The following is a 22401-nucleotide window of genomic DNA, read 5'->3' as shown; positions in this document are numbered from 1 at the left end:
ACCCCACCCCACCCACCCCAACCCCCCCAAACCCCCCACCCAAGACCCTCTACCCAGCCCCTGCCCCAACCCCCCGCACCCACCCACGATTCGCAAGACCCCTCACCCAGACCCTGCCCTAAGCCCCGCACCCACGCACGATTCGCAAGAACCCTCACCCAGGCCCATGCCCCAAAGCCCCCACACCCACGCACGAACCGCAAAGACACCTACCGAGGCCCATGCCCTAAGCCCCCATACCGTCCGGGGGTGCGGGGGGCGGCGTTAGCCCCCCGCCCTCGGGGGGCTCGGGGGGTCGCCCCCCCGACAGGCCATAGCGCCACAACGGGAAAGAGCTCCCGGCGAACGCCGGGAGCTCTGAACATGCTGACCGTGGAGCTATGGGGATTCGAACCCCAGACCTCCTCCATGCCATGGAGGCGCGCTACCAACTGCGCTATAGCCCCGCTACCGGTGGGTTTTCGCCCCTCGGCGCCCGTTCAGTGTATCGGACGTCGGGGGGCGGTTCGAACGCTTTGCGCGGGGGGCGCGGCGACGGCGTCAGGGCTGGTCGGTGACCGCTGCCTTGTCGTCGCTGAGGACGGGTTCGGGGAGGGTGCCGGCGTTGTGGTCGACGAGGCGCCAGCCGGAGCGGCCTTCGGCGAGGACCGACCAGCAGCAGTTCGACAGGCCGCCGAAGCGGTCCCAGGTGGCTTCTGGCATGCCCATGAGCTGGAGCATGCCGAGGCGCAGGGCCGCGCCGTGGGACGCGGCGACGAGGAGGCCGCCGTCGGGGACGTCGGCGATGGCGCGCTCGAGGGCTCCGGCGACGCGTTTGGCCACCTGTGCCCCGGTTTCGCCGCCGGGGGGCTCCCAGACCGCGTGTTCCGCGGGGTAGCGCTCGCGGATCTCGGGCCCGGTGAGCCCTTCCCACAGGCCGCCGTCGCGTTCCACGAGGTCCTCGTCGTAGGCGATGGGCAGGCCGACGAGGTCGGCGAGGGCGCGTCCGGTGTGGGCGGCGCGCTGGAGGGGGGAGGCGATGATCGCGGTGGGGCCGAGCGCGGCCAGGAGGCGTGCCGCGCGCTCGGCCTGGGCGACGCCGACCTCGTCAAGGGGGATGTCGGTCTTGCCCTGGAAGCGGTTCTCGACGTTCCAGGCGGTGCGGCCGTGCCGCCACAGGACGATCTTGCGTTTCACGCGGTGCCCCTGGCGCGCTGGGCCATGTGCGCGTTGATGTCGGAGGGCAGCTCGACGGGCGGGCAGTCCTTCCAGAGCCGCTCGAGCGCGTAGAAGCTGCGTTCTTCCTCGTGCTGGACGTGGATGATCACGTCGATGTAGTCGAGGAGTATCCAGCGGCCCTCGCGCTGGCCTTCGCGGCGGACGGGCTTGGCGCCGGCCTCCTCGCGCAGGCGGTCCTCGATCTCGTCGACGATGGCGTGGGTCTGCCTGTCGTTGGTGCCCGAGCACAGCAGAAAGGCATCGGTGATGACCAGTTGCTCGCTCACGTCGTAGGCGATGATGTCGTCGGCCAGCTTGTCCGCCGCCGCCTGGGCGGCGAGGGTGATGAGCTGGACGGCCCTCTCGGATGCGGTCACGAAGTCGTGATCCCTCTCGTAGCCGGTGCTGCCGTTCCCAGCGTATCCGTCCCTTCCGGGATCACCGAACGTCTTTAACGGGCGCTGCCCGGGGTAGGGGCCTTCACATGCTGCGGCTCCCCGACAAGATCAGTGGTTTTCTCTTCGACCTGGACGGAGTCGTCACCGACACCGCGGCGGTGCACGCGGCCGCCTGGAAGCGGATGTTCGACGATTTCCTGTCCTCCCGCGGTCTGCCCCCGTTCCGGCTGCCGGAGGACTACACGCTTTATGTGGACGGCAAAAAACGGGAGGACGGCACCCGGTCCTTTCTCGCCTCGCGCGGGGTGGTCCTGCCCGAGGGCGACGTCAATGATCCGCCGGAGGCCGAGACGGTCCACGGCCTCGGTACGCGTAAGAACGCCCTGGTCCTCGCGTTGATCGCCGAGGGCGGCGTGCAGGTCTTCCCCGACGCGGTCGCCTTGCTCAAGACGGTGCGCGCGGGGGGCGGCCGGACGGCGCTTGTGTCGTCCAGCGCGAACGCCGAGGCGGTGCTCACGTCGGCGGGGCTGCTTGATCTTTTCGACGCGAGGATCGACGGTGTTGTGGCGCGCGAACTGGGCCTGCCCGGCAAGCCGGCGCCCGACATGTTCCTCGCGGGCGCGCGGGCGGTGGGCCTGCCGCCGGCGGAGTGCGCCGCGTTCGAGGACGCGCTCGCGGGCGTCGCGGCGGGCAGGGCCGGAGGGTTCGCGCTTGTGGTGGGGGTCGACCGGATCCGGGACGGGGCGCACGGCCCCGCCCTCACCGGGAGCGGGGCCGACGTTGTGGTGACCGATCTGCGCGAGCTTGTGGAGCAGCGATGAACCCTCCTTACGAAGTGGACCCCTGGCGGGTCCACGAGACCGAGCTCGATCTCGCCAGGATGGCGCAGACGGAGTCGGTGTTCGCCCTGTCGAACGGGCACATCGGGGTGCGGGGCAACCTTGACGAGGGCGAGCCGAGCGGCCTTCCCGGCTCGTATCTGAACTCGGTGTACGAACTGCGCCCGCTGCCGCACGCCGAGGCGGGATACGGGTATCCGGAGTCGGGCGAAACGGTGATCAACGTCACCAACGGCAAGATTATCCGGCTGCTCGTGGACGACGAGCCCCTCGACGTCAGGTTCGGTGATCTCGAGTCGCACGAGCGGCTGCTCGACCTGCGGGGCGGCACGCTGACGCGGACGATGGTGTGGAAGTCGCCGGCGGGCGCGCGGGTCAGGCTGTCGTCCACCCGCCTTGTGTCGCTCACCCAGCGCGCGATCATGGCGATCCACTACGAGGTCGAGCCGCTGGACGATGAGACCCAGTTCGTCGTCCAGTCCGAGCTGGTCGCGAACGAGCCGCTGCCGGGTCCCGGACGGGCCGATCCGCGGGTGTCGGCGGTGCTGGAGGCCCCGCTGGTGGGCGACGAGCACTTCGCCAACCACGACCGTGTGGTGCTGGTGCACGAGACCCGGGCGAGCGGCCTGCGGATGGCCGCGGCGATGAGCCACGAGATCGACGCCCCTGGCAAGATGTCGGTCGACGCCGAGGCGCAGGAGGACATCGGCCGCGTCACCGTCGCGACCCGGCTGAAGGCGGGCGAGAAGCTCACCATGGTCAAGTACGTGGCCTACGGCTGGTCGAGCCACCGGTCGCGTTCCGCGCTGCACGACCAGGTGGCCGCGGCGCTCGCGGGCGCGGAGCTGACGGGCTGGGAGGGCCTTGTCGAGGAGCAGCGCGCCTACCTTGACGAGTTCTGGCGCGGCGCGGACGTGCAGGTGGAGGGCGATCCCGAGGTCCAGCAGGCCGTCCGGTTCGCCCTTTTCCACATCCTTCAGGCGGGTGCGCGGGCCGAGCGCAGGATGATCCCCGCGAAGGGCCTCACCGGCCCCGGCTACGACGGCCACACCTTCTGGGACACCGAGACGTTCGTCCTTCCCGTCCTCACCTACGCGCTGCCCGACGCGGCCGCCGACGCGCTGCGCTGGCGGCACTCGACGCTTCCGCAGGCGCTGGAGCGCGCGGCGCAGCTGAACCTGCCCGGCGCGTCGTTCCCGTGGCGGACGATCAGCGGCCAGGAGTGCTCGGGGTACTGGCCGGCGGGCACCGCGGCGTTCCACATCAACGCCGACATCGCCGAGGCGGTGGCGCGCTATGTGGACGCCACCCAGGACGAGGCGTTCGCGCGCGAGATAGGCGTCGATCTGCTCGTCCAGACCGCGCGGCTGTGGCGCGGCCTCGGCCACCACGACCTGAACGGCAAGTTCCGCATCCACGGCGTGACGGGCCCCGACGAGTACAGCGCGGTCGCGGACAACAACGTCTACACGAACCTGATGGCGCAGGCGAACCTGCGTGACGCCGCCGACGTCACGCTCGCGCTTCCGGAGGAGGCCGCCCGCCTGGGGGTGACGGCCGAGGAGGCGGCGTCCTGGCGTGACGCGGCCGACAAGATGCTGATCCCGTACGACGAACGGCTGGGCGTGCATCCGCAGAGCGCGGGGTTCACCGATCACGCGCCCTGGGACTTCCTCAACACGCCGCCGTCGGACTATCCGCTGCTGCTGCACTACCCGTACTTCGACCTGTACCGCAAGCAGGTGATCAAGCAGGCCGACCTCGTCCTGGCGATGCAGTCGTGTGGGCAGGCGTTCACGGCGGAGGAGAAGGAGCGCAACTTCTCCTACTACGAGGCGCTGACGGTACGGGACTCGTCCTTGTCGGCGCAGACGCAGGCCGTCATGGCGGCGGAGGTCGGATATCTGGAGCTCGCGCACGACTACCTTGCCGAGACGGCTTTGATGGACTTGCGCGACCTCGCCCATGACACCGCTAACGGGCTGCATTTGGCGTCGTTGGCGGGGGCGTGGAACGCGCTGGTGTCCGGGTTCGGGGGGCTGCGGCCCGATCACGGCGCGCTGCGCTTCTCCCCTCGGCTGCCGGAGACCCTGGGCAAGCTGAGTTTCCGGCTGCGTTACCGGGGTTCGCTGGTGTGCGTGACGGTCCGGCCGTCGGCGGCGACATACGAGCTGTACGAGGGCGAACCCGTGCGGATCGTGCACCACGGCGAGGAGCATTTGCTGGAGAAGGAGATCACGCTGACGATCCCCCGGCTTGTCCCGTCACTGCCGCCGCCGCACCAGCCGCCGGGACGCGCCCCGCGCCGGCACACCCACGACCCGTTCCATGACCAGGGCACGGGCACGCCGCGCCAGGCGAGCCCGTCTCACTCCAGGTAGAGGGCGTTCTTGTTGATGTACTGCACGATCCCGTCCGGCACGAGGTACCAGACGGGTTCGCCCGCGCCGACCCTGTCGCGCACCTCGGTCGACGAGATCGCCAGCGCGGGCACCTCGACGAGATCAACGCGCCCCTCGGGCAGCCCGGGATCGGCCAGGACATGCCCGGGACGGGTGCATCCGACAAATCTGGCGAGATCGAACATCCGTTCGGCATTACGCCAGGTCAGCATCTGGGCGAGGGCGTCGGCGCCGGTGATGAAGTACAGCTCGGTGTCGGCGCCCAGCTCGGCCCGCATGTCGAGCAGGGTGTCGTAGGTGTAGGTGGGGCCGTCGCGGTCGATGTCGACCCGGCTGACCCGGAACCTCGGGTTCGACGCCGTCGCGATCACCGCCATCAGATAGCGGTCCTCGGCCGCGGTGACCTTCTTGTCGGCCTTCTGCCAGGGCTGCCCGGTCGGGACGAAGACGACCTCGTCAAGGCCGAACAGGTGCGCCACCTCGCTGGCGGCGACCAGGTGCCCGTGGTGGATCGGGTCGAAGGTCCCGCCCATGATCCCCACGCGCCTTTCGCTCATGGTGACCAAGACTAGACGGACCGGGTCAGGGGCCCCGGCACCGGGTTAGGCTGCCGATATGACGCAGACTCCGGATCGCACCCGTCGCAGGTTCCCCGGCATCTCCTCGCGCGCCTACGAGCATCCGCTCGACAGGTCGGCGCTCGTGGCGCTGCGCTCACTGTCCGGATTCGACCTTGTGCTGCGCAAGCTCGCGGGCCTGATCAACGAGCGGCAGTTGCGGCTGCTGTTCCTGGGCGGCGCGGTCCGCGCGGGCGAGGACCAGTTCAGGCACCTGCACGACATCCTCCGGGACTCCTGCTACATCCTGGATCTGGAGAAGGTCCCCGAGCTGTACGTCACGCAGAGCCCGGTCCCGAACGCGATGGCGGTCGGCACCGACAACCCGTTCATCGTGGTCAGCACCGCCTTGCTCGACCTGCTCGACGAGGAGGAGCTGCGCTTCACCGTCGCGCACGAGGCCGGGCACATCCTGTCCGGGCATGCGGTCTACCGGCAGATGGCGCTGATCCTCACCGGCCTCGGCTCGCGGCTGGCGTGGCTGCCGCTCGGCAACGTCGCGATCGGCGCGATCCTGATGGGCCTCGAGGAGTGGCAGCGCAAGTCGGAACTGTCGGCCGACCGCGCCGGCCTGCTCGCCGGGCAGGACCCCGAGGCCGCCAAGCGCGCGCTGATGAAGCTCGCGGGCGGCTCGCGCCTGCACGAGATGTCCACCGAGGCTTTCCTCGCGCAGGCCCGCGAGTACGAGGCGTCCGGCGACCTGCGCGACGGCGTCCTGAAGTTCCTCAACCTGCTCAAGCAGAGCCACCCCTTCGCGGTGATCCGCTTCGGCGAACTGCACCGCTGGCACGGCTCCCCCGAGCACGCCGCGATCATGTCCGGCGACTACCCGCGCCGCGCCGACGACTCCTCGGCCTCCTTCACCGACGAGGTCAAGAACGCCGCACGCTCCTACAAGCAGTCCTGGGAGCAGTCCGCCGACCCCCTCTTCGGCAAGGTCCGCGACGTCGCCGGCGGCGCCGCCGACCTCGCCGGCTCAGTCTTCGACCGCCTCAACCGCCGCCCCCAGGGCTGACCCGCCGCTAGTCCACGTGCGGGATGGTCTCCTTGATCCCGTGGTCGATCCGCCGCCGCAGCGCCGGATGAATGTCGTACCCGGGCAGATCCACCGGATCGACCCACCGGACCTCCGACGCCTCCGCCGTCGTCGTCAGCGCCCCTCCGACGACCCTGGCGCGCAGACACACGTTGACGGGCTGCCGCACCTCGTCGACCCTCCCGTCCTTCTCATAGACGATCACGTGCTCCGGGCTGGTGAACACCCCCACGAGCCCCACGATCTCCACCTCGATCCCGGTCTCCTCACGGCATTCGCGAATCCCGCACTCGGTGGCCGTCTCCCCCTTCTCCAACCCACCCGTCGGAATCGTCCAAAGCCCGTTATCGGGACGCCGCAACAACAGCACCCGCCCCGCCTGATCCCGCACCAGCACACTCGCCGACGGCTTCCGCGAAGTCGCCACAGGTGCCTCGGGATCCCGCCAATAGTCAATCCGCCGCGTCCCCCGCCCCACTCTTCACCCCTCCAAAGCCCGAGCCGAAGCCCAAACCCGCTCAAACGACTCCCGATACGTACTGAAGTAGGCCCCATCAACGCGCCGAAAGCGCAAGGTCGGCGTGTGCGCCGCGAGAATGCCGTACACATGTGTGTTGACCAGCATCTCGTCGTCAAAGCGGTAGATGCTGTTGTACAGCGGAGTGTCATGCAGCCGGATCAGGACGGCTCCTGCCAGCGGGCGGTACGCGGCGAGCACAGAGGCCACGCGTCCGGCGACTCCCCCACCGATCGACTCTTCACCGTCTCGTGCGGCGAGTTGCGCTCCGTCCGGATCCCCCAGAAGAAGCCTGACGCGCACCCCTTCGGCGGCGCGCTGCCGCAGCAACGGAATCCAGTCCGGGTGTTCCTCGGCAAGAAAGAGCCCGGCGAACGCAAGGTAGTCGACGTCGCGTTTGGACTGCCGTAGCAGCTCCGTCCACAAGTCCCGGGGAACCTCGCTCCGACGCGGATACGCGTTGACGAGTTCAGCCCCGGTGAGCGCCGCCCCGTCGACCGCCGCGGGCCACAGATACGACTCGTCCTCCTGAAGAACAGCGGCGACCCGGTAACGGGTCCGCGGATAGGGCGTCACTTCGCCGCGCAGCCACCGTTCGACGCTCTTGGCGCTCACCCCCGCGGTTTCCGCGAGTGTGCTGATGTCCAGCCCGGCCCGGAGCATCGACCGTCGCAGACGTTCGTTCGTCACACCCCGACGATAGGCACACCGGACACACGAGGACGACCGTTGGCACAAAGATGTCGCCAGATGTCCAGCAGTGTCCTGGCGCTGGGCCGATCACACAGCGGATCGTTTCTGTTGCCAGAAGTAAAATCCGACTGCGGCAGAGGGCCTCGACAAGATGATGCTGGGATCTGAGTCCTCCAGGGAGCGACAAGGCCAATACCTCGACGCCTTGGCCGCCTTGCTGGAGGGCCAAGGGCTTGAGGTGGCGCGCCGATACGAGGAGAGGCCGTTCGCTCCGTTCCTGAGGGTGGTGTGGCCCCACATGGTTCTCGGAGACTCGATCAGTGTCGCTGGTCCGGCCACAAGGGAAAAGGGGGCTTGGTCTTACCGTTCGTCACTGGGGACCTCTCTTGGCTCCTGTTCAGCTCCGGAGGAGACAGCGCGATTGATGGCGCGCCGACTCGCGCCTCGCTCATTGGCCCGCACGTTGAAAGAGGCGCTCGACGGACTTGAAGGGACCCTCTGATGGCGATTCCGGAGACGAACTGGAGCACTGGGGCAGAGGCGGAGTGGGCGTATGTGGCCTACCTTCGCGCGGTGGTGGCGGTTTATGGGGCGTGGACCGAATCAGAAGTGATCTCGGCGCGGGAGCGTGAGCGGGCCAGGGCCCGGGTGCGTGATGCCCGGGTTCAGCTTGGGCGCGTGGAGGATGCTCGGCTGCGGGACGCACGTCCTTGGCCGTCGCCGCCCCCAGGGTTAGAAGGGGGAGGGGATCAGGAGTTCTACGTTTCGGTCTTCGGGGGTGCCGGGGCCTAGGTGGGTTTCTTGCCAGTCGTTGGCGGAGAGTTCTCGGGAGAGGGAGGCGAGGCCCGGGAGGGTGAGGGTGGTGGGGGTGGCGGGGGACTTGGTGTTGAGGATGGTGCCGATGATGGAGAGGGTGCCGTCTCGGTTGTCGGCGAGTTCGATGATGCGGCTTTGTTGGGGCCAGTCGATGTGGGCGGCGGTGCTCACTTCCCAGAAGCCGCCCTTGGGGCCCTTGGTGCGGGGGTGGGGGACCACTTCGTTGACGTGGGTGTGGCCGTTCACCCAGAGGATGACGTTGGGGAAGCGGAGGAGCAGTTTTTCGACCTCGGGGCCGAGGACGCGGATGAGGCCGATGGGGTTGGTGAGGGTGTCGATGGTGTGGTGGCTGAACAGGATGAAGAGACGGTCGGTGGCGCGGTTCGTGACCGTGTTGCCGTTGTCGTCGAGGTAGCGGCTTGAGCCCTTGATGAGCTCGGACTTGAGCCAGGCGAACTGGACGAGGTCGAGGGAGCCCTCGGAGTAGCCGTAGGGGTTGACGGTGTCGAGCACGAGGCCGCGGACGACGCCTGCGTCGAAGCCGTAGTAGGCGGTGCCGAGCTTGCGGTTGGCTTCCGTGAAGCCGTGGCCAGGGCCGTGTTCGGCGACGATCTCGGCGCGGGTCAGCAGGCGGCGGTCGGGGTCGGGGGCCACCTTGCGGAAGAGGCCGGACCTGCTGTCGGCCATCGCCTTGACGGCCGCGGCGTTGCCCTTGCCGAGCACGTCGGCGAGTTCGCGGCGCTCCTTCTCCGACGCGGGCGCGGTGATCTTCACATCGCCGACCGCGATGGACTTCAGCACCGACGTCGGCAGGTTCCCCTGGACGAGCCCGTCGTGGTTGCCGAACACCGCGAGCCACGGCGTGTTCAGCCCGGCCGCCTCGAACGGGCGGCGTGCCGCGTCGAGCAGGCCGGGCACCTTCGGGAACCCGTACTTGGACGTCGGAATGTCCGTCCCGCCTTCGGGGTGCCAGTACCGCTCGTCGGGCCATGCGCCGACGCCCTCGAACTTGCCGAAGTCACCCGAGTCGGGACGTACCCGGCCGCCGTCGAGGAGGTCGATCATCCAGCGGACCTCGTTGAACTGGGCGTTGTCGGCGGCGTCGCCGGTGTTGATGGTGAACGCGAGCTTCGCGCCGAGCGCCGGGCCGCGCCCGAGCTTGTTGACGGCCCTGACCATCGCCTCGGCGACCTGCGTCGTGAGGACTTCCTGGGGCCGGTACGCGCCCGCGATCGGGTTCGCGCCGAGGATGTCGCCCGGGTCGCTGAGCCGGTCGAGGTACTCGATGCGCGCCGGGGACTGGGCGTCGATGACGTGCACGTCGGTGAAGTGCACGAACGACAGGATGTCGCGGCGGCGCGCGAGGCGGTCCGCGCCGGTCTTGCCGCCGAGGTCGTCGCGGAAGACATGCGGCTCACCCGGGCCGGACACTACCTTGCGGTAGCCGCCCGCGCCCGGCGCGCCGAGGCGCAGGGTCGCGGCGAGCGTCGTGCCCTCAACGGGCCCGAGCAGGCCGGGCGCGGCGAGCGCCTGACGGGTCGGATAGGCGACGAGTCCCGACGTGATGGCGCCGAGCGCGACGCCTTTGAGCAGGGACCTGCGGCCGAGGGCAGGGGTGCGGGGGGTGCCCTGAGGGCGCGTGGCATGCGTCACAACGCCCTATGAGAGCACACCCCCTACTGTGACATCAAGAGCTTGAGTGTCACTCTCCCGGCACCGTCGTCAGCCGCGCAGGTGGCCCTCGCCGGTGAACACGTACTTGGTCGAGGTCAGCTCGGGCAGGCCCATCGGACCGCGCGCGTGCAGCTTCTGCGTGGAGATGCCGATCTCCGCGCCGAACCCGAACTCCTCGCCGTCGGTGAACCGGGTGGAGGCGTTCACCGCGACCGCCGCGGAGTCCACGAGCGCGGTGAACCGCCGCGCCGCGGCCTGCGAGGTGGTGACGATGGCCTCGGTGTGCCCTGAGCCGTACGCGCGGATGTGCGCGACCGCCTCGTCAAGCGAGTCGACCACGGCCGCGGCGATGTCCAGCGACAGGTACTCGGTCCGGTAGTCCTCGACCGTCGCCGGGACGACGTCGCCGGAGTACGCCGCGATCCGCTCGTCGCCGTGCACGGTGACGCCCTTGTCCTTGAGCGCCTCAAGCGCGCGCGGCACGAACGCGTCGGCGACGTCGGCGTGCACGAGGAACGTCTCGGCGGCGTTGCACACCGACGGACGCTGCGTCTTGGCGTTCAGCAGGATGCGCAGCGCCATGTCCACGTCGGCTGAGGCGTCGACGTACACCGCGCAGTTGCCGACGCCGGTCTCGATGACCGGGACCGTCGACTCCTCCACGACCGAGTTGATGAGCGACGCCCCGCCGCGCGGGATGAGCACGTCCACGAGCCCGCGCGCGCGCATCAGGTGCTTGACGGACTCGCGGTCACGGCCCGGCACGAGCTGGATCGCGTCAGCGGGCACCGGCGTGCCCTGGAGCGCGTCGCGCATGACGTTCACCAGCGCCGTGTTGGAGTCGTACGCCGACGACGACCCGCGCAGCAGCACCGCGTTGCCGCTCTTCAACGTGAGCGCGGCGGCGTCGACCGTGACGTTCGGACGGCCCTCGTAGATGATGCCGACGACGCCGAGCGGCACCCGCAGCTGCCGCAGCTCGAGGCCGTTCGGCAGCGTGTACCCGCGCACGACCTCGCCGACCGGGTCGGGCAGCTGCGCGACGCTGCGCACGGCCGCGGCGATCGCGTCGAGCCGCTCGCCGTTCAGGCTGAGCCGGTCGAGCATGTAGTCCTCGGTCCCGTTGTCACGGGCCCGCTCGACGTCGACGCTGTTCGCGGCGAGGATCTCCGCCGCGCGCGCGGTGAGCGCGTCGGCGACGGCGTGCAGCGCCGCGTCCTTGACGCCGCGCGGCAGCGGAGCGAGGTCCGCCGCCGCGGCGCGACCGCGCGCCGCCACCTCCAGAACCTGCTCGCGCGTGCCTTCGCTCATCGCCCTTCTCCTGTCTTCTCCGGCTCGGTGGCCGTGCGGGTTGTCGCGGACCTCGGGGGGTCCAGGATGACGAGATCGTCCCGATGGATGATCTCGCGTTCGTACTCGGGGCCCAGCTCACGGGCCAGCCAGCGGGTCGACCTGCCCATGAGGTCGGGGATCTCGGCGGCGTCGTAGTGGACGAGCCCGCGCGCGACGATCCGGCCCTCGGTGTCGCACAGGTCGACGGGGTCGCCCGCCGCGAAGTCGCCCTTGACGCCGACGACCCCGGCCGGGAGCAGCGACTTGCGCCGGTGCACCACGGCCTGCACGGCCCCGTCGTCAATGACGATCTTGCCATGCCCGGTGGTGGCGTGCGCGAGCCACAGCATCCGGGTGGGCGGCCGCTGCCCGTTCGGGTGGAAGTAGGTGCCCACCGGCTCCCCCGCGAGCGCCTGCTCGGCGGCCGACGCGCTGGTCAGCACGGTGTGCACGCCCGCGCCCGTGGCGATCCTGGCCGCCTCGACCTTGGTGACCATGCCTCCGGTGCCGACCTTCGTGCCCGCAGAACCCGTCTGGACGCCCGCGAGGTCGGCGGGCGAGCGCACGTCGCTGATCCGCCGCGACTCCGGCAGCCTCGGGTCGCCGGTGTAGAGCGCGTCGACGTCCGACAGCAGCACCAGCGCGTCGGCCTGCACGAGGTGCGCGACGAGCGCGGCGAGCCTGTCGTTGTCGCCGAAGCGGATCTCGTCGGTGGCGACGGTGTCGTTCTCGTTGACGATCGGCACCATGCCGAGGCGCAGCAGCGCGCGCAGGGTGCGCTGCGCGTTGCCGTGGTGGGCGCGGCGCATCATGTCGTCGGCGGTGAGCAGCACCTGGCCGACGCCGAGGCCGTGCCGGTGGAACGAGGCGCTGTAGCGCGCTACAAGAAGCCCCTGCCCGACGGACGCCGCAGCCTGCTGCGTCGCCAGGTCGCGCGGCCGACGGCTCAGCCCCAGCGGGCCGAGCCCGGCGGCGATCGCGCCGGAGGAGACGAACACGACCTCGCTGCCCGCCCTGCGGCGCGCGGCGAGCACGTCGACCAGCGTGTCGATCCGGCTTTCGTCGATCGCGCCGTCGGGCGTGGTGAGGGAGGACGAGCCGACCTTCACCACGATGCGGCGCGCGTCCGCGACCGCCGACCTGAGCGTGTCCATAACCGCGCGTGTGCTCCTGCCTCGTCGCTGTGGGCCGTTCGTCGCGTCGCCATCACCAGTCGGAAAGGCGCTGGTCGGTGCCGCGCGGGCCCATGTTGACCTCGCCGGAGGAGGCGATGTCGGGGTGCCAGTCGAACACGACGGACTCGTCCTCGCTGCCGATCATGACGGTGGCGCCGTCCTGCGCGCCCGCCTGGCGGAGGCCGTCCTCGATGCCGAGGCGGTTGAGGCGGTCGGCGAGGTAGCCGACGGCCTCCTCGTTCTGGAAGTCGGTCTGGCGCACCCACCTGACCGGCTTGGTGCCGGTGACCAGGAACTCGTTGTCGCCGACCTTCCTGACCTCGAACTCGGGGCCGGCGACCGGCGCGGGCCGCAGCACGAGCCGCGTCGGCTCCTGCGCGGGCAGCGACGCGCGGTGCGCGCTGACCATCTCGGCCATCGCGAACGACAGCTCGCGCAGCCCGATGTGGGCGGCGGCCGACACCTCGAAGACGCGCAGGCCGCGCGCCTCGAACTCGGGCCTGACGATCTCGGCGAGGTCCTTGCCGTCGGGCACGTCGACCTTGTTGAGGACGACGACCCTGGGCCGCTCCCCCAGCGCGACTGTGTCGTCGCCGGCGAACAGCTCGTCGTAGGCGGCGAGTTCGCGTTCGATGATGTCGAAGTCGCTGATCGGGTCGCGGCCCGGCTCGAGCGTCGCGCAGTCAAGGACGTGCGCGAGGGTCGAGGAGCGCTCGATGTGCCGCAGGAACTCAAGGCCGAGGCCCTTGCCCTGGCTCGCGCCCTCGATCAGGCCGGGCACGTCGGCGACGGTGAAGACGGTTTCGCCCGCGCTGACCACCCCGAGGTTCGGCACGAGCGTGGTGAACGGGTAGTCGGCGATCTTCGGCTTGGCGGCCGAGAGCGCGGCGATCAGCGAGGACTTGCCCGCGCTGGGGAAGCCGACGAGCGCGACGTCCGCGACGGTCTTCAGCTCGAGGACGACGTCGAGGGCGTCGCCTGGCTCGCCGAGCAGCGCGAAGCCGGGGGCCTTGCGCTTGGCCGACGCCAGCGCCGCGTTCCCCAGCCCGCCGTGGCCGCCCTCAGCGGCGACGAACCGCGTGCCCTCGCCGACGAGGTCGGCCAGCACGTCGCCGCGCTGGGTCTTCACCACGGTGCCGTTCGGCACCTTCAGCACGATGTCGTCGCCGTTGGCCCCGTTGCGCAGCGAACCCGCGCCGGGCTTGCCGTTGCCCGCCTTGCGGTGCGGACGGCGGTGGTATTCGAGGAGGCTCGAGGTGTTGGAGTCCACCTCGAGGATGACGTCGCCGCCCCTGCCCCCGTTGGCGCCGTCGGGGCCGCCCAGTGGCTTGAACTTCTCGCGGTGCACCGAGGCGCACCCGTGCCCGCCGTTTCCCGCAGCGATGTGCAGGACGACCCGGTCCACGAAGTCGGCCATGAGGGTCCCTTTCGATTGGGTTGCCGGGCGGCTGTCCGGCAAAGGACAAGGGCGGACCCGACAGGTCCGCCCTTGGTATAACGATGCTCCAGTGCGGATCTACTCCGCGGCGGGAACGATGCTCACGGCACGGCGGCCACGGTAGCGGCCGAACTCGACGGTGCCGGCGACGAGCGCGAACAGCGTGTCGTCCTTGCCGATGCCGACGTTCAGGCCGGGGTGGTGGTGGGTGCCGCGCTGGCGGATGATGATCTCGCCCGCGTTCACGAGCTGCCCGCCGTAACGCTTGACGCCGAGGCGCTTGGCGTTGGAGTCGCGGCCGTTACGGCTGGACGATGCGCCCTTCTTGTGTGCCATCTCTCCGGACTCCTTACTTGGCCGAGATACCGGTGATCTTGACCTGGGTGTACGGCTGACGGTGACCCTGACGCCGCTTGTACCCGGTCTTGTTCCGGTAGTGCATGATGTTGATCTTGGGGCCCTTGACCGCGCCGAGAACCTCGGCGGAGATCGTGTACTTGGCCAGCTCGGCGGCGGCGGAGACGACGTTGTCGCCGTCCACGACCAGCACGGCCGGGAAGGTGACGGTCGCGCCGACTTCGGCAGCGAGCTTGTCGACGGTCAGGACGTCGCCGTCGGCGACCTTCTCCTGACGCCCGCCCGCACGGACGATCGCGTACACAGCGGTACCTTTCGCTTGTTTCTTCCAGAGCCCCTGCGTGAGGGCCTATCCCCGCGAGCCGGCGTGAGCCTAGCGCTTGAGGGGACGGCACACCGCGAGTTCGCGGTGCTCTCTGCTCGCCTCAAAAGAGACGATCGCGCCGAGCGCGAAAAGGCGGACGTGCTGGAACACGTCCGACGCCAGGGTAACCGAACCTCACCCCACTACGCGAATCGCCGGGGTCCGCGCTCGCGCGCGGGCCCCGGCGATCATGACGTGTCCGCTACTCGGCGTCGGCCGGGGCGGGGGCGTCGGAGGGCTCGTCGGCCTCCAGGGCCTTGGCCGCCTCGATCTTCTCCGCGCGGGTCGGCCTGCGGGTCCTGCGGCGCTTGGGCGCGGAGTCGTCGGGCTGGTCCTGCTCGGCGTCGGGCTCGTCGCCGCCGCCGACCACTGCCTCGACCCGGACCGTCTCGCCGTTGTCCAGCGTCAGCGCGACGGTGCCGGCGTCCTCGAAGTCCTCGGGCGGCGGGCCCGCCGGACGCGTCCGCCGGGTCCGCGTGCGCTGCTTGGGCTTCGGCTCCGCGGGGGCCTCAGCGACGACCTCGGCCTCGGGCTCCTTCACCGGCTCCTTGACGGCCTCGGCGTCCTGCCTTGCCACCTTCGCCTCGACGACACGCTCGATCTCACCCTTGCGCTTGCGCTTGCGCCCGCCCTGCGAGCCGCCGTTGGCGCCCTCGGTGTGGCGGCCGTCGTCAACGGGGGTGAGCTGGACGTGGATGCCGCGCCCGTTGCAGCACTCACAGACCTCGGAGAAGGCTTCAAGCAGCCCGCTGCCGACCCGCTTGCGGGTCATCTGCACGAGACCCAGGCTGGTGACCTCGGCGACCTGGTGCTTGGTCCGGTCGCGGGCCAGGCACTCAAGCAGCCGCCGCAGCACGAGGTCGCGGTTGGACTCGAGGACCATGTCGATGAAGTCGATCACGATGATGCCGCCGAGGTCGCGCAGCCGCAGCTGGCGCACGATCTCCTCGGCCGCCTCGAGGTTGTTGCGGGTGACGGTCTCCTCGAGGTTGCCGCCCTGCCCGGTGAACTTGCCGGTGTTGACGTCGACCACGGTCATCGCCTCGGTGCGGTCGATCACCAGGGAGCCGCCCGAGGGCAGCCACACCTTGCGCTCGAGGGCCTTGGCGAGCTGCTCGTCGATCCGGTAGTGCGCGAACGCGTCGCCGTCGCCGTCCCACTTCTCGGTGCGGTCGGCGAGGTGCGGGGCGACGCCGCTGACGTAGTCCTGGACCTGCTCCCAGACTGTGTCACCGGCGACGACGAGCTTGACGAAGTCCTCGTTGAAGATGTCGCGGATCACCCTGACCGTCAGGTCGGGCTCGCCGTGCAGCAGCGACGGCGCGCTCGCGGCCTTGACCTGCTTCTGGATGCGTTCCCACTGGGCGGAAAGCCGCGCGACGTCGTTGGCGAGCTCCTCCTCGGACGCGCCCTCGGCGGCGGTCCGCACGATCACCCCGGCGTTCTCCGGCATGATCTTGCGCAGGATCGCCTTGAGGCGGGCGCGCTCCTTGTCGGGGAGCTTGCGGCTGATGCCGGTCATCGAGCCGTCGGGCACGTACACGAGGTAGCGGCCCGGCAGCGAGACCTGGCTGGTGAGCCGCGCGCCCTTGTGGCCGAGCGGGTCCTTGGTCACCTGGACCAGCACCGCCTGGCCGGACTTCAGCGCGGACTCGATCCTGCGCGGCTGGCCGACGAGGCCCGCGGTGTCCCAGTTGACCTCGCCCGCGTACAGGACGGCGTTGCGGCCCTTGCCGATGTCCACGAACGCCGCCTCCATCGAGGGGAGCACGTTCTGGACCTTGCCGAGGTACACGTTGCCGACGTACGACTGGTGGCTCGCCCGGTCGACGTAGTGCTCGACGAGGACGCCGTCCTCAAGCACGCCGATCTGGGTGCGCTCGCCCTCCTGGCGCACGACCATGACCCGCTCCACCGACTCGCGGCGGGCCAGGAACTCGGCCTCGGTGATGATCGGCGGACGGCGGCGGCCGTGCTCACGGCCCTCGCGGCGGCGCTGCTTCTTGGCCTCGAGGCGGGTCGAGCCGCGCACGGCCTGGACCTCGTCCTCGAGCCGGGTGACGCGCGGCGTGCGCACCCGCACGACGGTGTTCGGCGGGTCGTCGGGCTGCGGCTCGTCCTCGTCGCCCCCGGAGCGGCGACGGCGACGGCGGCGTCGGCGGCTGCTTGAGCCCTGCGACTCCTCGTCGCCGCCCTCCTCGTCTTCGGCGTCCCCGGCGTCGGCGTCGGTCTCAGCCTCGGCGGCCTGCTCGGCCTGGGCGTCCTGGTCGGACTCGGCGCTGTCCTCGTCCTCACCGCCCTCGTCACGGGCGCGGCCCCTGCCACGGCCGCCGCGACGGCGACGGCGTCGGCTCGGCCGCTCGCCGTCCTCGGGCTCCTCGCCCTCAGCGTCCTGCTCGGCCTCGACGGTCTCCGGCTCCTCCTCGACCTCGGCCGGTGCCTCCTGCCGCTGGACGCGCTCGGGACGCTCGGGGCGTTCGGCGCGCTCCACCTCCGACGGGGGCTGGAAGACGACCATCGGCGGCTGGAAGACCACGTCGAAGGTCGCGGCCTCCGGCTCGGGCTCGGGCTCGGCGGCCCTGGCGGGCGGCGCGAACGGGGTCGCGAACGGCTGCGCCACCGCGAACGGGTCGGACACCAGCGGCGCGGGCGGCTCCTCGCCGCGACGGCGACGGGTCCTGCGGCGCGGCTCCTCGGCGGGCTCCTCCGCCGACTCCTCGGGCTCCGGCGCGGCGGCCTGCGGGGCCTCCTCGGGCTCGACGGCCTCGGCGACGGGCTCCGCGGCCTTGCGCGCCCGGGTACGGGTGCGCTTGACCGGGGTCTTCGGCTCCGGCGTCGTCACGGCGGACTCGAGCACCGCAGCGGCCTCGCCGGACACCTCGGGAAGGTCCTCGGTCGGCTCGGCGAGCTCGGTGTCGGGACCGACCTCCGCGGCCTCCTCGGCGTCGAGGTCGGCGGGCTCCGGCGGCGGGCCGGACGGCCGCGCGGCGCGGCGGGTCCCCTTGGCGGCGGCCCTGCGGCGCGGCGCGGGAGCCGTCACGGTCTCCTCGACGGCCTCGGCGGGCGCGCTCTCCGCGATCGTGCCGGTCTCGTCGATGGTCCCGGTCTCCTCGATGCGCTCGGTGCGTTCGGTGTCCTGCGCGACGGGCGCGGCCTCGGCCGCCGACACCGTCGGGGCCGCGATCACCGCGGGCACGTCCTCGACGTCCGGCGGCGGTCCGGCCGGACGCGCGGCCCTGCGCTCGCGCACCGCGCGCTTGGGCTTGGCCTCGGCGACGGGCGCCTCGACCGGCGCTTCGGCGGCGGGCGCGGCGTCCTTCGCGGCGACCGTGATCACCACGGGCACCGGCTCCTCGTCCACCTCAGGCGGCGGCCCGGCGGGCCGCGCGGCCCGCGCCGTCCGCCCCTTCCCCTTCCCCGCCTGAGCCGCGACAGCGGCCTCGGCGGCGACCACGGACTCACCCTGCGCCGCGACAGCGGCCTCAGCGGCAGCCCCGGTCTGCGCGGACGCAGCAGGCGCAGCCTCCGCCGCAGCGGCAGGCGTGACCTGAGCGGAAGCAGCAGCCCCAGACTCAGCCTGGGCAGACGCAGCAGCCTGAGTCTCGGCCCGCGCGGCCGACTCAGCGGCGGCCTCCGCCGGAGCGGACGCAGCCTCGGGCCCGGCCTGCGCGGCCGAAAACTCAGCGGCGGGGGCGGACGCCGCGGCGACGGACTCGGCCTGTGCCGCGACAGCGGGCTCCGCAGCCGCGGACTCGGGCTGAGCCGCGACAGCGGGCTCGGCGGCAACGGGCACGGCCTGAGCCGCTGCGGCGGCGGGCTCGGCCTCAGCCGAAGCCGCAGGCTCCGCCTGGGTCGCCGCAGACGACTCGGCGGCAGGCTTGACCTGGCCGGAGGCAGCTGCCTCGGGCTCGGGCTGGGCCGCCGACTCAGCCTGGGCCTTGGGGTCGGCCTGGGCGACGGGCTCGGCCGTGACCGCCTCGGGGCCGCGCGCGTCGGCGGCCTCGGCGGGTTCCGGCGCGTCGGCGGCGGCCTCGGCGTCAGCGGCCTCGGTTGCGTCAGCGGCCTCGGCGTCGGTGTCCGTTGTGTCGGCGTCTGCGGCGTCGGTTTCGGCGGGTGGGTCGTCCTGGGTGACGGGTTCGTCGGCGAAGGGCACGTCGGCGGTCCCCGCGGCCTCGGCGGCGGGCGCGTTCAGCGCGGCCTGCGGCGGCGCGGCGGTCACCGCGGGCCTGGACGCGGCGGTGATCGCGGCGGGGGCGTCGTCCTCGGGCGGCGGGCCGGCGGGGCGGGCCGCCCTGCGGCGGGCCGCGGCCTGGGTCGCGGCCGCCTCCTGTGTCACATCAGCGTTCGGTTCGTTGTCGTTGTCCAGCATTCGGGCAGTCTCCCGTCAGGCTCCCGGGCAGCACCCGGCGCGCCGGCGGCCTTGCCGCAGGCGTGGCTCGGGGTGCGCCGCACAGGAGCTCTCCGTTCTGTCGGCGTCGTGGCGTCGCCACGACGAAGTCTGTTCAGTGAGCCTGGTCGGCTCACGGGTGTGCGCCAGAACCCGCCCTGGAGGCCGCCGCCCGGTCGGGGCGTGGCCACGGGGTCAGGCGCCGGCGGCGTCCGGCCCGGCCGCACCGGCCGCGACGCCGGAGGGCTCCGGCTCGCGGTCGGCGGCGAGCGGGTCGCCGATGCCGCCGTCCTCCGACAGGGGCCCCTGCGCCAGCCTGGTCACCAGGGGAGGTGACGGCGGCGCGAGGTCGGCCACTTGCCGGAGCGCGGTGAGGACGTCGTCCGGGCGTACGGCGGGTGTGGCGTGCCGTACGACCATCCGAAGTACCGCCGCGTGAGGCGCGTCCGAAGGTTCGACGCCCAGCGCGGCTACCGCGCCGCGCGCGTCGAACCGACGCCGGCCCTTCTTGGTGAGGCGTTCCACCTCGATCGTTTCTGCGGCCAGGAAGGCCGCCACCGCCGAAGCCGCGGTGTCCATCGGGACACCGTCGAGCCGCAGAAGCCATTCGGATGCCTCGAGGCGGTCGGCCAGGGCCGTGCCGGCCCGTGCGGGCACCACGTCGATGACGTCGATGCCCCCGGGCAGCGCCGCGTCGAGGTCGGCTCGTATCCGCGCAGGGTCGCGGGTCTCGGTGAGCCCGATCTCCAGGTACTCCGCCTCGCTGGCCGTTCCCGTAGCCGCCGCGCCCGCGTAGGAGATCTTCGGGTGCGGAGTGAATCCGGCACTGAACGCGACAGGGATCCCGGCGCGCCTCACTGCGCGTTCCACGGCCCGGGAGATGTCACGGTGGCTGGTGAACCTGAGGCGGCCACGCTTGGCGTAGCGGACCCGCAGCTTCTGGGTCACCGGGGCCGGTGCTGGACCGTCCGGCATGGGGGCCAGTGGTCTGTCCTTCCTACTAGCGAGCACTTCTCTTCTTCGGCGGCGGGGTGCGCCGAACGGACCGAATGCCGTTCGATGCGACCGCCGTCATACACGAGTGTCTGAACCTAGAGTACGGTGCGCGCGGCACGCCTTCGTCCAGCGCGTCCCCGAACGGGGTTCTTCGGTGCTGTTCCCCTGTGACGGGGATCTCAACCGCCGATCACTGAGATCTCAGAAACCGCCGGTCTTCTCAGCTGTTGACGACGCTGAGCGGCAGCAGCTTGCGTCCGGTCGGGCCGATCTGGATCTCGGTGCCCATCGACGGGCACACGCCGCAGTCGTAGCAGGGCGTCCAGCGGCAGTCCTCGACCTCCGCGCCGTCCTCGACGGCGTCGCGCCAGTCCTGCCACAGCCACTCGCGGTCGAGCCCGGCGTCGAGGTGGTCCCACGGCAGGACCTCGACCTCGTCGCGCTCGCGGGTGGTGTACCAGTCGAGGTCGACGGGCCCGTCCTCGAAGATCTCCTCGGCCTTGGAGATCCAGCGGTCGTAGGAGAAGTGCTCGGACCAGCCGTCGAAGCGGCCGCCGTCCTCCCACACCGCGCGGATCACCGCGCCGACCCTGCGGTCGCCGCGCGACAGCAGGCCCTCGACGATCGAGGGCTTGCCGTCGTGGTAGCGCATGCCGATGGCGCGTCCGTACCGCTTGTCCTGGCGCAGCTCGTCGCGCAGGGCGCGCAGCCGCCGGTCGACGGTCTCGTGGTCGGCCTGGGACGCCCACTGGAACGGGGTGTGCGGCTTGGGCACGAACCCGCCGATGGACACCGTGCAGCGGATGTCACGGCTGCCGGTGGCGTCACGGCCCGCCTGGATGACGCGGCGCGCCATGTCGGCGATCGCCATGACGTCCTCGTCCTCCTCGGTGGGCAGGCCGCACATGAAGTAGAGCTTGACCTGACGCCAGCCGTTCTCGTACGCGGTGGTGACGGTGCGGATGAGGTCGTCCTCCGACACCATCTTGTTGATCACCTTGCGCATCCGCTCTGAGCCGCCCTCGGGCGCGAAGGTCAGGCCGGAGCGGCGGCCGTTGCGGGAGAACTCGTTGGCGAGGGTGATGTTGAAGGCGTCGACGCGGGTGGACGGCAGCGACAGCGACGTCTGGGAGCCCTCGTAGCGGTCGGCGAGGCCCTTGGCGACCTCGCCGATCTCGCTGTGGTCGGCCGACGACAGCGACAGCAGGCCGACCTCGTTGAAGCCCGAGGCGTTGAGGCCCTGCTGGACCATGTCGCCGATGGTGGTGATCGACCGCTCGCGCACCGGACGGGTGATCATGCCGGCCTGGCAGAACCGGCAGCCCCGGGTGCAGCCGCGGAAGATCTCCACGGAGAACCGCTCGTGCACGGTCTCGGCCAGCGGGACGAGCGGCTTCTTCGGGTACGGCCACGCGTCGAGGTCCATGACGGTGTGCTTGACGATCTGCCACGGCACGCCGGGACGGTTCGGCGCGACGCGCTGGATGCGTCCGTCGGGCAGGTAGGTGACGTCGTAGAACTTCGGCACGTAGACGCCGCCGGACACCGCGAGCCGGTGCAGGAGGCCGTCACGGCCGTCGGGACGGCCCTCGCGCTTCCACTCCCGGATCACCTCGGTGATCTTGAGCGAGATCTCCTCGCCGTCGCCGAGCACGGCGGCGTCGACGAAGTCGGCGATCGGCTCGGGGTTGAACGCCGCGTGGCCCCCGGCCAGGACGATCGGGTCCTCCTCGCGGCGGTCCACCGCGTGCAACGGCATCCCGGCGAGGTCGAGCGCGGTCAGCAGGTTGGTGTAGCCGAGCTCGGTGGAGAAGGACACGCCGAGGATGTCGAACGCGCCGACCGGGCGGTGGCCGTCGACGGTGAACTGCGGGATCTTGTGCTCGCGCATGATCGCCTCGAGGTCGGGCCACACCGAGTACGTCCGCTCGGCCAGCACCCCCTCGCGCTCGTTCAGCACCTCGTAGAGGATCTGGACGCCCTGGTTGGGCAGGCCGACCTCGTAGGCGTCGGGGTACATCAGCGCCCAGCGGACCTCGGCGGAGTCCCAGTCCTTGACCGTGGAGTTCAGCTCGCCGCCCACGTACTGGATCGGCTTCTGTACCGACGGCAGCAGCGGCTCGAGCCGCGCGAACACCGACTCAACAGACATGAGAGACCTTC

General features: G+C 71.1%; 17 protein-coding genes and 1 tRNA gene. 3 read left to right on the top strand and 15 right to left on the bottom strand.

The genetic code is table 11. The features are described from left to right. Positions 1–373 precede the first annotated feature (373 nt). The 3 genes from R9X44_RS24595 to rsfS all read right to left on the bottom strand — a co-directional run bounded on the left by R9X44_RS24595 (position 374) and on the right by rsfS (position 1574). Positions 374–446, bottom strand: a tRNA-Ala gene (locus tag R9X44_RS24595). 94 nt (positions 447–540) lie between these two features. After that, positions 541–1176 (bottom strand): histidine phosphatase family protein, encoded by a 636-nt coding sequence (locus R9X44_RS24590; protein WP_319816622.1) that lies wholly within the window; start codon positions 1174–1176, stop codon positions 541–543. Continuing rightward, positions 1173–1574 carry a ribosome silencing factor gene (gene rsfS, locus R9X44_RS24585; RefSeq protein ID WP_319816621.1) on the bottom strand — a complete coding sequence of 134 codons (402 nt, stop codon included), beginning with the start codon at positions 1572–1574 and terminating at the stop codon, positions 1173–1175. Before rsfS ends, R9X44_RS24590 begins: the two co-directional genes overlap by 4 nt. Before the next feature lie 107 nt (positions 1575–1681). Between rsfS and R9X44_RS24580 the strand changes: the two genes are divergently transcribed. Beyond that, on the top strand, positions 1682–2416 hold the full coding sequence (locus R9X44_RS24580; RefSeq protein WP_319816620.1) for a beta-phosphoglucomutase family hydrolase: 735 nt from the start codon (positions 1682–1684) through the stop codon (positions 2414–2416). Next, a complete protein-coding gene (locus tag R9X44_RS24575) occupies positions 2413–4815 on the top strand; it encodes a glycoside hydrolase family 65 protein (RefSeq protein WP_319816619.1) in 2403 nt (800 codons plus the stop codon). Before R9X44_RS24580 ends, R9X44_RS24575 begins: the two co-directional genes overlap by 4 nt. Here the strand turns inward: R9X44_RS24575 and nadD are convergent. Further along, the gene (gene nadD, locus R9X44_RS24570) at positions 4803–5393 is read right to left on the bottom strand and encodes a nicotinate-nucleotide adenylyltransferase (RefSeq protein WP_319816618.1); all 591 of its coding nucleotides are present in this window, start codon (positions 5391–5393) and stop codon (positions 4803–4805) included. The two genes, R9X44_RS24575 and nadD, sit on opposite strands and share 13 nt — an antisense overlap. A 58-nt stretch (positions 5394–5451) precedes the next feature. Between nadD and R9X44_RS24565 the strand changes: the two genes are divergently transcribed. Continuing rightward, a complete protein-coding gene (locus tag R9X44_RS24565) occupies positions 5452–6468 on the top strand; it encodes a M48 family metallopeptidase (RefSeq protein ID WP_319816617.1) in 1017 nt (338 codons plus the stop codon). Between the two features lie 7 nt (positions 6469–6475). On the opposite strand, the gene R9X44_RS24560 is transcribed toward R9X44_RS24565, so the two are convergent. From R9X44_RS24560 to R9X44_RS24510, 11 genes are all read right to left on the bottom strand, one after another. Continuing rightward, positions 6476–6916 carry an NUDIX domain-containing protein gene (locus R9X44_RS24560; RefSeq protein WP_319816616.1) on the bottom strand — a complete coding sequence of 147 codons (441 nt, stop codon included), beginning with the start codon at positions 6914–6916 and terminating at the stop codon, positions 6476–6478. A gap of 54 nt (positions 6917–6970) precedes the next feature. Beyond that, entirely contained in the window at positions 6971–7696 is a 726-nt protein-coding gene (locus R9X44_RS24555; protein WP_319816615.1) for an XRE family transcriptional regulator, read from the bottom strand. A 735-nt stretch (positions 7697–8431) separates the two neighbouring features. Next, positions 8432–10168, bottom strand: a complete 1737-nt coding sequence (locus R9X44_RS24550; protein WP_319816614.1) for a TIGR03767 family metallophosphoesterase — start codon at positions 10166–10168, stop codon at positions 8432–8434. Between the two features lie 69 nt (positions 10169–10237). Further along, complete coding sequence (locus R9X44_RS24545; RefSeq protein WP_319816613.1) at positions 10238–11500, bottom strand: glutamate-5-semialdehyde dehydrogenase; 1263 nt, start codon at positions 11498–11500, stop codon at positions 10238–10240. After that, positions 11497–12675, bottom strand: coding sequence for a glutamate 5-kinase (proB, locus tag R9X44_RS24540; RefSeq protein WP_319816612.1), 1179 nt, complete (start codon positions 12673–12675; stop codon positions 11497–11499). The genes R9X44_RS24545 and proB overlap by 4 nt, the downstream gene beginning before the upstream one ends. A 52-nt stretch (positions 12676–12727) precedes the next feature. After that, a complete protein-coding gene (gene obgE, locus R9X44_RS24535; RefSeq protein ID WP_319816611.1) occupies positions 12728–14113 on the bottom strand; it encodes a GTPase ObgE in 1386 nt (461 codons plus the stop codon). Positions 14114–14212: 99 nt separating this feature from the next. Next, entirely contained in the window at positions 14213–14470 is a 258-nt protein-coding gene (gene rpmA / locus R9X44_RS24530) for a 50S ribosomal protein L27 (protein WP_319816610.1), read from the bottom strand. Between the two features lie 13 nt (positions 14471–14483). Beyond that, positions 14484–14795, bottom strand: coding sequence for a 50S ribosomal protein L21 (gene rplU, locus R9X44_RS24525; RefSeq protein ID WP_319816609.1), 312 nt, complete (start codon positions 14793–14795; stop codon positions 14484–14486). A gap of 262 nt (positions 14796–15057) precedes the next feature. Then, positions 15058–19224, bottom strand: a complete 4167-nt coding sequence (locus R9X44_RS24520) for an Rne/Rng family ribonuclease (RefSeq protein ID WP_319816608.1) — start codon at positions 19222–19224, stop codon at positions 15058–15060. 213 nt (positions 19225–19437) lie between these two features. Next, positions 19438–20217, bottom strand: coding sequence for a TIGR03936 family radical SAM-associated protein (locus tag R9X44_RS24515; RefSeq protein ID WP_319816607.1), 780 nt, complete (start codon positions 20215–20217; stop codon positions 19438–19440). Positions 20218–20458: 241 nt separating this feature from the next. Further along, positions 20459–22390 carry a TIGR03960 family B12-binding radical SAM protein gene (locus R9X44_RS24510; RefSeq protein WP_319816606.1) on the bottom strand — a complete coding sequence of 644 codons (1932 nt, stop codon included), beginning with the start codon at positions 22388–22390 and terminating at the stop codon, positions 20459–20461. Between the last annotated feature and the right edge of the window lie 11 nt (positions 22391–22401).

Origin of the sequence: Actinocorallia sp. A-T 12471 (assembly GCF_033875155.1) — a bacterium.
In the GTDB taxonomy this organism is placed as follows: Bacteria; Actinomycetota; Actinomycetes; order Streptosporangiales; family Streptosporangiaceae; genus Actinocorallia.
Note: the sequence above shows the minus strand (reverse complement) of the source record. Positions and strands in the feature narration are given on the sequence as shown.

Bases quoted from the DNA above. Each gene is read 5' to 3' on its own strand.
- nadD (WP_319816618.1), bottom strand. From the start codon at position 5,393: ATGAGCGAAAGGCGCGTGGGGATCATGGGCGGGACCTTCGACCCGATC.
- R9X44_RS24520 (WP_319816608.1), bottom strand. From the start codon at position 19,224: ATGCTGGACAACGACAACGAACCGAACGCTGATGTGACACAGGAGGCG.
- R9X44_RS24545 (WP_319816613.1), bottom strand. From the start codon at position 11,500: ATGAGCGAAGGCACGCGCGAGCAGGTTCTGGAGGTGGCGGCGCGCGGT.
- R9X44_RS24575 (WP_319816619.1), top strand. From the start codon at position 2,413: ATGAACCCTCCTTACGAAGTGGACCCCTGGCGGGTCCACGAGACCGAG.
- obgE (WP_319816611.1), bottom strand. From the start codon at position 14,113: ATGGCCGACTTCGTGGACCGGGTCGTCCTGCACATCGCTGCGGGAAAC.
- R9X44_RS24510 (WP_319816606.1), bottom strand. From the start codon at position 22,390: ATGTCTGTTGAGTCGGTGTTCGCGCGGCTCGAGCCGCTGCTGCCGTCG.
- R9X44_RS24515 (WP_319816607.1), bottom strand. From the start codon at position 20,217: ATGCCGGACGGTCCAGCACCGGCCCCGGTGACCCAGAAGCTGCGGGTC.
- R9X44_RS24565 (WP_319816617.1), top strand. From the start codon at position 5,452: ATGACGCAGACTCCGGATCGCACCCGTCGCAGGTTCCCCGGCATCTCC.
- proB (WP_319816612.1), bottom strand. From the start codon at position 12,675: ATGGACACGCTCAGGTCGGCGGTCGCGGACGCGCGCCGCATCGTGGTG.
- rpmA (WP_319816610.1), bottom strand. From the start codon at position 14,470: ATGGCACACAAGAAGGGCGCATCGTCCAGCCGTAACGGCCGCGACTCC.
- R9X44_RS24580 (WP_319816620.1), top strand. From the start codon at position 1,682: ATGCTGCGGCTCCCCGACAAGATCAGTGGTTTTCTCTTCGACCTGGAC.